The sequence below is a fragment of the Campylobacter avium LMG 24591 genome (genome assembly GCF_002238335.1).
Taxonomy (GTDB): Bacteria; Campylobacterota; Campylobacteria; order Campylobacterales; family Campylobacteraceae; genus Campylobacter_D; species Campylobacter_D avium.
Map to the genome: position 1 here is coordinate 194,946 of NZ_CP022347.1, position 12,650 is coordinate 207,595.

13 protein-coding genes and 1 pseudogene are annotated in these 12,650 nt (G+C 35.0%); 3 read left to right on the plus strand and 11 right to left on the minus strand.

Going from position 1 to position 12,650, the window contains the following annotated elements:
- Nucleotides 1-3: 3 nt before the first annotated feature.
- From CAV_RS01010 to CAV_RS09295, 7 genes and pseudogenes are all read right to left on the minus strand, one after another.
- Nucleotides 4-660, minus strand: a complete 657-nt coding sequence (locus CAV_RS01010) for a hypothetical protein (protein WP_094325511.1) — start codon at nucleotides 658-660, stop codon at nucleotides 4-6.
- Nucleotides 661-727: 67 nt separating this feature from the next.
- Nucleotides 728-1,390 (minus strand): ATP-binding cassette domain-containing protein, encoded by a 663-nt coding sequence (locus tag CAV_RS01015; protein ID WP_094324665.1) that lies wholly within the window; start codon nucleotides 1,388-1,390, stop codon nucleotides 728-730.
- Nucleotides 1,381-2,142: an ATP-binding cassette domain-containing protein gene (locus CAV_RS01020; RefSeq protein ID WP_094324666.1), complete on the minus strand. Its 762-nt coding sequence runs from the start codon at nucleotides 2,140-2,142 to the stop codon at nucleotides 1,381-1,383. Before CAV_RS01020 ends, CAV_RS01015 begins: the two co-directional genes overlap by 10 nt.
- Entirely contained in the window at nucleotides 2,139-2,924 is a 786-nt protein-coding gene (locus CAV_RS01025) for an ABC transporter permease (protein WP_094324667.1), read from the minus strand. The genes CAV_RS01020 and CAV_RS01025 overlap by 4 nt, the downstream gene beginning before the upstream one ends.
- The gene (locus CAV_RS01030; protein ID WP_245807416.1) at nucleotides 2,917-3,873 is read right to left on the minus strand and encodes an ABC transporter permease; all 957 of its coding nucleotides are present in this window, start codon (nucleotides 3,871-3,873) and stop codon (nucleotides 2,917-2,919) included. Before CAV_RS01030 ends, CAV_RS01025 begins: the two co-directional genes overlap by 8 nt.
- Before the next feature lie 62 nt (nucleotides 3,874-3,935).
- A complete protein-coding gene (locus CAV_RS01035) occupies nucleotides 3,936-5,321 on the minus strand; it encodes a methyl-accepting chemotaxis protein (RefSeq protein WP_390088831.1) in 1,386 nt (461 codons plus the stop codon).
- Between the two features lie 6 nt (nucleotides 5,322-5,327).
- A pseudogene (locus CAV_RS09295) lies at nucleotides 5,328-5,921 on the minus strand (cache domain-containing protein); the annotation flags it as partial.
- 133 nt (nucleotides 5,922-6,054) lie between these two features.
- Here CAV_RS09295 and CAV_RS01040 point away from each other — a divergent pair.
- Together CAV_RS01040 and CAV_RS01045 are read left to right on the plus strand one after the other, a co-directional pair.
- Nucleotides 6,055-6,525, plus strand: coding sequence for a tRNA (cytidine(34)-2'-O)-methyltransferase (locus tag CAV_RS01040; RefSeq protein ID WP_094324669.1), 471 nt, complete (start codon nucleotides 6,055-6,057; stop codon nucleotides 6,523-6,525).
- Between the two features lie 155 nt (nucleotides 6,526-6,680).
- Nucleotides 6,681-7,229 (plus strand): DJ-1 family glyoxalase III, encoded by a 549-nt coding sequence (locus tag CAV_RS01045; protein ID WP_094324670.1) that lies wholly within the window; start codon nucleotides 6,681-6,683, stop codon nucleotides 7,227-7,229.
- On the opposite strand, the gene hisB is transcribed toward CAV_RS01045, so the two are convergent.
- From hisB to hisG, 3 genes are read right to left on the minus strand one after another with little or no spacing between them, the layout of a single operon-like run.
- Nucleotides 7,224-8,285: a bifunctional histidinol-phosphatase/imidazoleglycerol-phosphate dehydratase HisB gene (gene hisB, locus CAV_RS01050; protein WP_094324671.1), complete on the minus strand. Its 1,062-nt coding sequence runs from the start codon at nucleotides 8,283-8,285 to the stop codon at nucleotides 7,224-7,226. The genes CAV_RS01045 and hisB overlap by 6 nt on opposite strands.
- Complete coding sequence (hisD, locus tag CAV_RS01055; protein WP_094324672.1) at nucleotides 8,278-9,567, minus strand: histidinol dehydrogenase; 1,290 nt, start codon at nucleotides 9,565-9,567, stop codon at nucleotides 8,278-8,280. Before hisD ends, hisB begins: the two co-directional genes overlap by 8 nt.
- Before the next feature lie 5 nt (nucleotides 9,568-9,572).
- Entirely contained in the window at nucleotides 9,573-10,466 is an 894-nt protein-coding gene (gene hisG, locus CAV_RS01060) for an ATP phosphoribosyltransferase (protein ID WP_094324673.1), read from the minus strand.
- A 71-nt stretch (nucleotides 10,467-10,537) separates the two neighbouring features.
- Here hisG and CAV_RS01065 point away from each other — a divergent pair, with 71 nt between their 5' ends.
- Nucleotides 10,538-11,374, plus strand: a complete 837-nt coding sequence (locus tag CAV_RS01065; RefSeq protein ID WP_094324674.1) for a DNA ligase — start codon at nucleotides 10,538-10,540, stop codon at nucleotides 11,372-11,374.
- On the opposite strand, the gene CAV_RS01070 is transcribed toward CAV_RS01065, so the two are convergent.
- Complete coding sequence (locus CAV_RS01070; protein WP_094324675.1) at nucleotides 11,361-12,644, minus strand: adenosylmethionine--8-amino-7-oxononanoate transaminase; 1,284 nt, start codon at nucleotides 12,642-12,644, stop codon at nucleotides 11,361-11,363. The two genes, CAV_RS01065 and CAV_RS01070, sit on opposite strands and share 14 nt — an antisense overlap.
- Between the last annotated feature and the right edge of the window lie 6 nt (nucleotides 12,645-12,650).

Here is a 12,650-nt window from a genome sequence, read left to right on the forward strand (position 1 = left end):
ATTTTAAAGCCTTTTAACACTTACTTTCTTAAAGGCAAAGCCTTCATCTTTAAAATTTAAAAACGCAATGGTTCCTTGCAAATTTTCATCTAAAATAATCTTAGTATTTATGCTTTTGCCCTCAAAATTAATGCAAATTTCATCCTTGTCATTAAGCTTGCAAAGCGTTAAAAACTGCCTTGAGCAGTGCAAAAACCCATCATCTAGCAAAGCCTTAAAAACAACTAAACCATCGTAGTTTTGCAAGTCTTGTAGCCCCTTAAATTCACAAGGTTTTAACTCATCTTCTTTTTGATTAGAACAAGTTAGTTTTAAGTCAAATTTGCGTGCCAAAAAACTTAAAAAAAACTTGATATTTTCATAGTCTTGATGATGTTTTAAATTCTCATCAAAAACTATAAATTCAGCCTCTTTTAAAAAGGCTAAAATTTCACTTATTTCCTCTTCGCCAACGCAACTTTCAGCACTTAAAAAACCTTCATCAAAGTGGGAAAAATCATCACAAGCAAATTTAGCCAAAAGTGCCAAAACAAAGCTAATGCTAGCTATTTCACACTTAAAAAATTTAGCCTTAAAAGCCTTATCTTTTATGCAAGATATGTAAAAATTCTCCTCAGTGTTTAGGTCTTTAAACAGCTCTTTGTGGTTAATACTTGGCATATCTAAAATGCAAAGTGCTTTTTTGCAAGGCTCATACCTGTGAAGTTTCAACTTGTTTCCTTAAAATTTACATAGCAAACATTTTAGCACAAAAACCCTTAAATAATCTTGGCTGATGCGTGATAAATATATAGCTAATGCCCGTTTTATCTTGCAAATTCTTAAGCAAGTTTAGTATTTTACTAGCACTTTGTAAATCAAGAGAGCTTGTAAGCTCGTCTAAAATCAAAAGCTTAGGCTCTAAAAGCAAAGCTCTAAGCAAGGCCACTTTTTTAAGCTCCCCGCCACTTAGCTGATTTGCCTTTAAGGCAAAAAGTTTTTTGTCCAAATCAAGTTCTTTTAAAAGCTCATCAAGCACGCTAAAATCAACATCAAAATTCCTTCCACACTCAAATATTAGCTTTTTTACTGTTTTGTAAGGATTAAGCGCTAGTTTTTGTTCAGCAAAGATAAACTGCAAATCCTTTCTTAGCTTTCTTTGCTCCTCAAAATTCAAAGAAAAAAGATTGATATCCTTAAAAAAAACCTGCCCAAAGCTAGGTTGTTCAAGCATGCAAAGCACTCTAGCTAGCGTACTTTTGCCCACCCCGCTTTTGCCGCTAATTAACAAAGTTTGTGCCTCATCAAGCTCAAAATTAACATCTTTAAAAACCGTTACAAGCTGCTTTTTTTTATAAAAATGCTCTTTAAATTCGTAATTTTTAGCTAAATTACACACCCTTAAAAGCATAAAAGCTCCTCATTTATCCTTATAAGTTCTTTTGCGAAACTTGAACTAGGATGTGAAAAAAAGTCATTTTTGCTTTTAAACTCGACATTTTTGCCATTTTCTAAGACTAGAATTTTATCTGCTAATTCACGCACAGGCTCTAAATCATGGCTTATAATAATGAGTGTTTTGCCATTTTGCTTTAGCTTTGCTAAGCTATCAAGCACTATTAAGGCGTTTTTGCTATCTAAGTTCGCAGTGATTTCATCACATATAAATAATTTTGCATCAAGTGCTAAAGCTAGGGCTATTTGCACTCTCATGGCCATTCCACTGCTTAGCTGATGAGAATAGCTGTGCCAAATTCTGTTTAAATCGCTTAAATTTAAGTTTTCAAGGCAAGAAAAAGCTAGTTCCTTTCTTGCCTTTTTGTTTAATTTGCCATTAGTTTTTAGGCTTATATCAAAGAGTTCTCCTATGTTTAAAAGGGGATGAAAACAAGCCTTTGCATCTTGAAAAATCAGTGCTATTTGCGTTCTTAAGAGCCTTAAGTGCTTTGTATTTATAATGTCTATCTCATCTACTTTAAATTTAGTAGCATTAAGATTAAATTCCTTATCAAAAAGCCTTATAAAACTTCTTGCTAACAAACTCTTGCCAGAGCCGTTTTTACCTAGTATGGCAAGGCTTTCATTAGTCTTAGTGCTAAAGCTTATATCTTGCAAAAAAAAGTTCTTATCTTTTTTAAGACTTAGATTGCGAGCCTCTATCATATCTTAATCCCGAATTTATCTTGAAGCAACTGTGCAAAAAGTATGAGAGGAAAGCTAAGGGATAAAAGCAGGATTACAGGCAGGATTATGAGCCACCAAGCTCCTACAAATAGTGCCCTTGAAGCTTCACTGAGTAAAATTCCAAGCGAGGCTTGATTTAGTTCTAATCCTAGGCCAAAAAATGACAGCACAGCCTCTGCTGATATCGCGTGAGCTATATTTAAGACAAATAAAATAAGCAATAAATTCACGCAGGCCGGCAAAACATCGTAAAGTAAAATTTGCATTTTTGTATTGCCCAAAACTACAGCGTTTTTGTAAAAATCTTTTTCTTTAAATTTTGAAATTTCAGTGTCTAAAAGCTTGGCAACTATGGCAAAATGCCCTAAAGCTATGATTATAATCATAAGCAAGAAAGAATGCTTGAAAAAACTTTGAAAAAACATCATAAAAAGCAAGGAAGGAAAGGCCAAAAAAGCGTCTAGTAAGGACAGGAAAAAATGCCTTAAAAAGCTTCTCATAAGCAGGGCATAAGAAATTGCAAAAACTATCATCAAAAAGGATGAGCAAAAGGCTATAAATAAAGAATTTCTAAGGGCATAAGCACATCTTGTAAAAAAATCTCTTCCTAAAAAATCCGTGCCAAATAAATGCACAGCACTTGGCTCTAATTTCACTGAGTTTAAGTCCGTAAAATTCACATCATAAGAGCTTATAAAAGGTACAAAAAAAGCAAAAATCACACATAAAAAAAAGGGCGTTAAGATAAGAACTTTACTCATCCAAGTTCCTATTATCTATAAATTTGCAAAGACATTCAACGGCTGTGTTGATAAGCAAAAGCAAGGCCGTGCTTAAAAGAATGATGGCTAAAACGACGGGATAATCTTTATAAATTATGCTATTAATGGCCAAGGCACCGATTCCATCGTAAGCAAAAACGCTTTCTATCACATAAATACTCATAAGAAAGCTCATAGAAATAGCACTAAAATAAGTTATGATACTTGCAAAGCTATCTTTTAAGACAAGGTGTAGGTAAATTCTAGTGCTGCTAAGTCCTCTTGCAAAGGCTGCTTCTATGTAGTGTTGATTTAGACTTTCCACTAAAACGCTTCTTATGAAATTTAAAGCCACTGCTAGATGGGATAAAACTATGCTTAGCATTGGCAAGATAAGGTGTGAAAGTCTATCTGTCAGCGAAAATTCAGCACCCAAGCTTTGCACTCCAGAGCTTGGAAGCAAATTTAAATAAAGCGAGAAAAAAAGTATCAAAAGCAAGGCTGTGCAAAAAGAGGGCATGGCAAAAAAGCTCATGCAAATGAAATTTATAGCTTTGTCAATGAAGCTGTTCTTATACATTATGCTTAGTATGCTTAAAAAAAGTGCTAAAACAAAGAGCACGAAAAGAGATGAAAAGCCTAAAACAGCTGTATTTAAAGCCTTTTGCGAGATTAAAGAACTTGTGCTTTGAGAATTTAGTAAAGAATTTGAAAAATCGCCGCTTAAAGCCTTTTTCAGCCACTGTGTATACTGATGCATAAGGCTTTTATCAAGGTCTAAATTCTTTTCAATCTCTTCTTTAATACTCTTGCTTATGGCTTGGTTGTTTGTGGCAAAAAGTGGGCTTGAATTGCTAAAATACATCATAGCAAAGCAGATAAAACTTAGCATAAATAAAACAAAAACGCCAAAAAAAAGCCTTTTAAATACAAGTTTTATTATATCCATAGCCGGATTTTAAACTTTTTCCAAATATAAAAAAAGCCCTACTAGGGCTTAGTCTTTCTTTATTAAAATTTCTTCCTCTTAGCATCCTCTAGTATGTCATTAGCTATAGAGCTAACACTATCTGATATTGAGGCTGAGTTATTAGCTATTCTTACATTATCTCTTGTAACACTTTCTATCTGTGCTACAGCATCATTGATTTGAGTTATGCCTGTTGTTTGTTCTTTAATGCTTTCAGCCATATCATTTATACTTTGAACTAATAAATTTATATTAGCCTCTATCTCACTTAAAGATTTTTGAGTTTTTTCAGCTAATTGTCTTACCTCATCAGCAACAACAGCAAAGCCTCGTCCATGTTCACCTGCACGAGCAGCTTCAATAGCAGCATTTAATGCTAGTAGATTTATTTGTTCTGCTATATCTCCTATGATATTTGTTATGCTTTTTATTTCCTCACTTTGTGCTATAACATCTGTTGTTTTGGATGAAACATTTTGCATACTTGAAGTGATTTCTTCTAATGCTGCTGCACTTTCTTCTAAAGATGAGGCTTGAGACTTTGATGAGTTTTGTAGTTCTTGCACTGCTTCTTGTAGTTTTGTGCTATCAGATACTAAGGAATTTGCAAAGTCATTTGATTGTTTTAGCATCTTAACTATTTCTTTACCTAAGGTATTTGCTGTTACTTCAACATTACCCTTAGCATTTGCTACTTCTGTTGTGAAATCAAGTGCTTTATAACTATCAAATACTCTTCTAATCTCATTCATATTAGAACCAATCTTTTCTTGTAAGACATCAAGCATTTTATTTAAAACATTTTTTAGTTCTATTAATTGAGGATTTTTAGGATTAGCACTAATTCTTGCTGTTAAATCACCATTTTCTACAAGATGAACTGTATTAACACTTTGAGATACTGCTTGTTTATCTTGTTCTAAACCTAATCTAGTGTTTTCAATGTTTAAATTTATAGCCTTTGCTATTTGGCCAAATTCATCATTGCTTTTTATGTGTATAGGAGTTATTGTTTGTTTTTTGTGATTTAAGAAATCAAAGAAGTTGTTTAGGCCTTGTTGGATGTGATTTATAGGCGAAAGGAAGCGAGACATCACAAAATACATAGCAAAGATAGAGATTAATATAACTAAGGCCACGACTATTGTTTGTATATAAGCTATGTCTATGGCTGGTTTTTTAACTATATCTAGCGGCTCGGCCACGCAGGTTAGATAGTCTATGTAAGAAGCACAGATAACAAATCTTTCACTGCCCTCGGTGCTTGTGTATATAAAATAGTTAAAATCTCCAGCTTCCTTGTGCTTTTGAGCTATTATAGGCAAATTCGCAGTGGTTCTTTTGGCTAATAATTCTTGGTCCTTTGAAGCAAAGATGTTAAATTCTCTATCAAAGGTAAAAATTCTAGCATGAAGACCGTCAAACATCTTTTGAATTTCTGCGGTTAATACATCTATACCCAAGATACCTATTAATTTTCCACCTTTATAGATAGGGATAGAGTAGGTTATACAAGGTTTTCCTGTTAAAGAATCTATGTAGGATTCGCTTGTGACTGCTTTGTTGTCTTGTAAGGCTTGTTTATACCAAGGTCTAGTTCTAGCATCGTAATTATCAGCCTTGCCTCTTATTCTGTATGCTAAATTTCTTTCATCGCTTACAGGATCACTTGTTAGCATTTCTCCATCAGCACTAAATCCTAGATATATCATCAAAACTTTAGAAGAATCCTTATAGTTTTTAAGCATAGGACCTACTGCGTCTATAATGGCTTCTTCGCTTGCAAAATGCTCATCTCCTAGAGCTTGTATATTATGTGCCAAGGTGTTTAAAATTTCTAAATTTTTACTATCATACTCTCTCATTTGCAAATCAGCTGTTTTAACATAGTTAGAATAAGCTGTGATAACCTCGTTTGCGACATTTTTTTCCACGAAATAAAATGTTATAAAGCCTAGTAGAGCTAAGGCTAATATGGATATTAGGTTAGCGATTGCTGATACTTTGATTTTGATACTAGATAGCATATGCACTCCTTAAAATAAAGCTATTATTTTACAAGTAATAAAATTAATTTATATTTAAAATTATAAAGTAAGTATAAAAATTTTCATATTTAAAATATATTTATGTAAAATACAGGCTAAAAAAAGGAAGATGATGTTTAATATAGTCTTGGTCAATCCACGCATAGCACAAAATACAGGTAGCATAGGTCGCATGTGTTATAATGCTGATTTTAAGCTTCATATTATAAAGCCTACCGTGTTTAGCCTTGATGAAAAAAGCGTTAGAAGGGCTGGGCTTGATTATTGGAAAAAACTAAAACTTACCGTGTGGCAAAATTTGGACGAATTTTTAGAGGCTAATTTGAACTTTAAAGATAGATTTTTCTTTGCTAGCACCAAGGCTAAAAGGCTGTATTTTGAGGCCTCGTATAAGCAAGGAGATTTTTTGTTTTTTGGAAGCGAAAGCTTTGGTCTGCCACAAGAGCTTATGAAAATTAATGAGGACAACATGATAAAAATTCCTATGAAAAGCTTTGGCAGGAGTTTAAATTTAGCAACCAGCGTGGGCATTGTTTCTTATGAGGCTTTGAGGCAGAATTTTAGCGAGTTTAATTTTAATTAAGCTAAATAGCTTAGAATTTTTGCATTTATTTTTAAGGCTTGAAATGGGATTTTTTAATACTTTTATGACTGTTGCTTTTGTGGCCTTTGTTGTATTTTTGCTTGTAGGTTTCACAAGGCAGATGAGTGAAAAACATAAAAATAGGGAGAAAAAAGATGAGTAAAAAAGTTTTGGTGCCGCTTGCAAGGGGCTTTGAGGAGCTTGAATTTGTATCTATAGTTGATATTTTAAGAAGAGCTGGTGCTGATGTAGTAGTAGCTTCCTTGGATGAAAATCTTTTGGTAAAAGGCGCACACGGCATTAGTATGCAAGCTGATATTTGCATTGATAGTGTAAATATAAGTGATTTTGATGCAATTTCACTTGCTGGTGGTTATGAAGGCATGATGAATCTTAAAAATAACGCAAAAATTTTAGAATTCATACAAATTTTATTTAAAGAAAAAAAGCTTGTAAGCGCCATTTGTGCTTCGCCGATAGTGCTTAATGAAGCCGGTGTTTTAAGTAAAAAATTTACTTGTTATCCGGGTTGCGAGCAAGGACTTAATGCAGAGTATGAAAAGAGTGCTGTTGTGCTTAGTGATAATATAATCACCGGTGCAGGACCGGCACTAGGCGTGAAATTTGCACTTGCTTTGGTAAGGTATTTGTATGGTGATGAGGTGTATCAAAGGCTTTATAAAGAACTTTTGATGGATTTATAAAACACCTTTTGAGGAGGCTAGCTTGGCCTCTTGCAAGGTTAAAGCCATTTTCAAAGCTCGTGCAAAGGCCTTAAACAAAGCTTCTGCCTTGTGATGGTCATTTTTACCCTTTACCTTTAAATGTAAGGAAACTCCCATAGAATGAGCAAGAGAATAGAAAAAATGCTCTATCATCTCGGTGCTTAGCTTGCCTAATTTCTTCTTTTTAAATTTAGCCTTGTAAGATAAAAACGGCCTATTGCTAAAGTCTATGACGCAAGTTCCCAAGCTCTCATCCATAGGCAAGCAAAATCCATACCTTGCTAGGCCTATTTTATCGCCTATCGCCTTTTTAATCGCCTCTCCAAGCACGATAGCGCAGTCTTCAACAGTATGGTGTTCATCTATGTGCAAATCCCCAATGCAGCTAATGTTTATGCCTATATTTGCATGCGTTGCGATTTGCTCTAGCATGTGATTAAAAAATCCTATGCCTGTATCTATATGAGATTTGCTTAAATTTAAGGTGACTGTTGCTGAAATTTGCGTTTCTTTCGTCTTTCTGCTAACTGTTGCCTTTCTAAAATTCGCTAAGATGTAGTCTTTAATTTCTAGCCAAGAAAAATCCTTACCATAAAGCAAGCCCTGAATTTGCAAATTTTTAGCAAGCTCCATGTCAGTGCTTCTATCGCCTATCACAAAGCTTTGTTCCTTATCATAAAGATTATTTTCTATATAAGCTTGCAAAAGCTTAGTTTTAGGCTTTCTGCACTCGCACTTATCCTCACTAAAGTGCGGACAGATAAAAATATCATCAAAAACTATGCCGCAAGAGGCCAAAATTTCAAGCATTTTGTTGTGGGCTATGTCAAAATCAGCCTTAGGAAAGGACTTTGTGCCTAAGCCGTCTTGATTGGTCACCATAACAAAGGAAAAGCCAAAGCTTTTTAAGGCGAGCAAGGCATTTATGGCATTTTCCTCGAAAGAAAGTTTTTGAAGTGAATCCACTTGAAAATCATCCTTTGGTTCTTTTATTATCGTTCCGTCTCTGTCTATAAATAAAATTTTCTTAGGCATTTAAACTCTTTAATCTTATGCTAACAGCGTTTTTGTGTGCTTGAAGCTGTTCGGCCTGGGCTAGAATTTCAACTGTTTTTGCTAGCCTTTTAAAGCCATTTTTGCTTAATTCTTGCACTGTCATTTTTTTATAAAAATCACTCAAAGAAAGGCTAGAATTTACCCTGGTAAGCCCGTAAGTTGGCAAGACATGATTTGTCCCGCTTGCGTAATCTCCCATGGACTCAGGTGCAAATTCTCCTAAAAATACCGAACCAGCATGCTTTACTAAAGGCACGAGCTTTCTTGGCTCTTTGCACTGCAAGATTAGGTGCTCTGGTGCGTAAGCATTAGACACTTCAAGCGCTTCATTTAAATCTTTTACTATGATTATTCTTGAATTTTCTATCGCCTTGCTTGCTATTTCTTTTCTAGGCAAGATAGAAAGCTGCTTTTCAAGCTCTTTTATCAAGGCTTTTGCAAAGTTCATGCTAAGACATAGCAAAATTACCTGTGAATCCGCTCCGTGCTCTGCTTGAGATAATAAATCGCTAGCCACAAAACTCACATTTGCTTCATCATCAGCTATCACAAGCACTTCAGAAGGACCAGCTTGCATATCTATGGCACAGCCGTCTATATCAGCACTTACTAAGGATTTCGCAGCTGTTACAAAAGCGTTGCCTGGTCCGAAAATTTTATCCACTTTTTTTACGCTTTCGCTTCCATAAGCAAGTGCAGCCACAGCACCGGCTCCTCCCATTTGATACACCTCATCAACCCCGCAAAGTTTGGCACAGTAAAGTATGGCATCATCGATTTTAGCAGGAGAGGCTAGGACTATCCTTTTGCATTTTGCTATCTTAGCAGGTATGGCAAGCATTAAGGTGGTGGATAGCAAAGGTGCCAAGCCGCCCGGTATGTAAAGCCCTACGCTGTCTATAGGCCTGCTTACAAGCTCGCATTTAACGCCTGGCATGGTGTTTACTGTTATGCTTTTAAATTCCTGTGCCTTGTGAAAGCTATGAATGTTGTTGTAAGCTGTTTTTATGGCTTCTTTTAAGTCCTTGCTAAGTCTTTTGCTAGCATTTTGTATCTCATCTTTGCTTACTTTTATACTTGAAATTTCAACCTTATCAAAGTTTAAAGCCTGTTCTATAAGGGCTTTATCCCCTCTTTGTCTTACATCGGCTATGAGTTCTTTACAAATTTTTACTATATCATCTTTAGCTTTGATTGCTGGACGTTTAAGAGCTTGGATTTTTTCGTTTTCGCTTAAGTTTTTGTATTCTAAAATTTTCATGTTATTTACCTTAACATTTTTTCTATAGGTAAAACTAGTATAGAACTAGCACCCTCATCCTTGAGCTTTTCCATAGTTTCCCAAAACAAATTCTCCTTGCTAACCATGTGAAGCACTACCTTATCGTCATTATGTGCTAAAGGAAGCACTGTTGGCGTTTCAACGCCTGGTAATAAAGATATGATTTTATCTATCTTATTTTTAGGAGAGTGAAGCATGATGTATTTTGACTCCCTTGCTTGCATAATGCCGTCAATTCTTAAAAGAAATTTATTAAGCAAAAATTCATTTTCATTACTTAATTTACCGGCTTTTTTAATCAAACAAGCACTAGAGCTAAATATACTTTCAACTTCTTTTAGTGAATTTGCCTCTAAGGTAGCACCGCTAGATACTAAATCACATATTCCGTCGGCTAAATTTGCCCTTGGAGCAAGCTCAACAGAGCCTTTTAAAACGCAGGTTTTATAAGAAATTCCCTTTTTTTGCATAAAATCCTTGAGTATGTAAGGATATGAAGTGGCGATGCGTTTGTTTTCAAAGTCCTTGATGTTTTCGTATTTTACGCTAAGTGGCAAGGCTAGGGCTAGTCTACAAAAACCAAAGTCAAGTTTTTTAAGCAGCTCATACTCGGCACTTTCGCCGTTTGCCTTTTTCTCAAGTGCGTGTTCTTGCAAGACATTTTCTCCAACTATGCCAATATCAACCAAGCCATCAAAGATAAGACCCGGGATATCATCATCTCTAAGCCTTAGTATGTCGATTGCGAAATTACTTGCAAAGGCTATTAAATTTTGTTCTTGTATTTGAAGTTTAACGCCTAAATCTCTTAGAAGCTCTAAAGAATCTTTACTTAATCTGCCTGATTTTTGTATGGCTATTTTTAGACGTTTTGACATTTTCTTTTCCTTTTGTTTTATAGCTTATGTTAGCATAATTTGTATAAATTTTTGGTTTAAAAGGATGATATATGCGTAAAATACTCTTTTTTATCTCCTTGCTATCTTTTTTAAGTGCTGATGTGTTATTGCTTAGCACCTATACAAAAGACAGTATCAAAGATGAGGATTTAAAAGACTTTGTCATGAGCGAAAAATACGACGGCGTAAGGGCTATTTGGGACGGAAAAAATTTATATACAAGAAATAAGCACAAGATACAAGCTCCTAAATTTTTTACTCAACATTTCCCAAATTTCAGGCTAGATGGAGAACTTTTCATAGACAGAAAGTCCTTTGATAGGCTTTCAAGCATTGTAAGAAGCTTTGATGTGAATGAAACACAGTGGCTAGATATAAAATACATGGTCTTTGATGTGCCGGACGTTGATGATACTTTAAAGCTTCGTTTGCAAAAACTAAAAAACTACTTAGACGAACATAAAGAGGCTAACAAGTTTATAAAAATCATAGAGCAAAAGGATGTTAAAAGCAAGGAAAATTTGCAAAAATTCTCGGATGAAATTCATAGCTTAGGCGGTGAGGGCGTGGTGCTTAGAAATAATCTGGCTAGATATGAAAAAACTAGAAGCAAAAATGCCTTTAAGCTTAAAAAATATGAAGAAGCTGACTGCATAGTCAAAGGCTATATCAAGGGCAAGGGCAAATATGAAAATATGCTTGGGGCAATACTGTGCGAAGCTGTGATAGAGGGCGAAAGCAAGCTCATAAAAATAGGCTCTGGCTTTAGCGATGAGCTTAGAAAGAACCCTCCATCCATAAATTCTAAGATAAGATATAAATTTAACGGCTACACAAAGAACAAGCTTCCGCGTTTTGCTGTGTTTAAGGGAATTAGAGCTGATTAGTGCTAAAAATTTCTCTTAAAGAGCTTACTACATAGCTAACTTCATCGTTTTTTATAACAAAGGGCGGCATAAAATAAATGGTATTTGCCAAAGGCCTTAATAATAAACCCTTTTCTAAAGCCTTTTCATAGACAAAAAGCCCAGCCCTTTGTCTTTTGTTTTTGATTATATCAAAGGCATACACCATACCGCACTGCCTAAAATTTCCTAAAAAATCAAATTCTTTTAGGCTCTCAAATTCATTTTTTATGAACTTACTTAGAATTTTATTATTTTCTAGCACATTGTCATTTTCAAAAATATCAAGCACGGCATTAGCAGCCGCACAAGCTAGAGCATTTCCGGTGTAGCTGTGAGAATGCAAAAAGGCTTTGTTTTTTTCATAATCATCATAAAAGGCATTATAAATTTCATCTGTGCAAATAAGCACTGAAAGTGGCAAATACCCGCCCGTAATTCCCTTTGAAAGGCATAGTAAATCAGGCTTTGCCTTGCTTTGTTCTAAGGCAAACATGGTATTTGTGCGACCAAAGCCAACTGCCACCTCATCAAAGATGATTAAAATTCCGTATTTTCTGCACAGCTTTATAGCCTCATCAATGAAATTAGCACTATACATATGCATATTTCCAGCGCACTGTATAAGTGGCTCTAAGATAAAAGCACAGATGTTTTCGCCTTCTTTTTCTAAAAGTTTTTCTAAAAATTCAAGCTCCTTGCTAAAATCCTCACCCTGTGCAACAGGAGTAAGCAAAACATCTAAAAGTAAATCCTCATAATGCTTTTTATAAAGCTTAACATCTCCAACGCTTAGTGCAGCTACAGTTTCGCCGTGGTAGGAATTGCTTAAAGCAAGAAATTTCTTTCTTTTTTCGTTCTTGTTTGCAAAATAATGAAAAGCCATTTTCAAGGCTATTTCTATGCTTGATGAGCCATTATCTGCGTAAAAGCATTTATTAAGCTTGTGTTTTTCTAAAATCTTGCACAGCCTAGCAGAAAGCCTTATAACGCCCTCATGAGAACAGCCAGCAAGCAATACATGCTCTAGTTTGCTTAGCTGTTCTGTGATTTTTGAGTTTATGTATTCATTGCAGTGGCCAAATAAATTCACCCACCAAGAACTAATGCAGTCTATGTAAGCTTTATTATTATAATCATACAGATATACGCCCTTAGCATTTTTAACAGTAAGCAAGGGTAAAAACTCATGGTCTTTCATCTGCGTGCAAGGATGCCATATATGCTTTAAGTCTAACTCTTTTAAGTTCATTTTGCC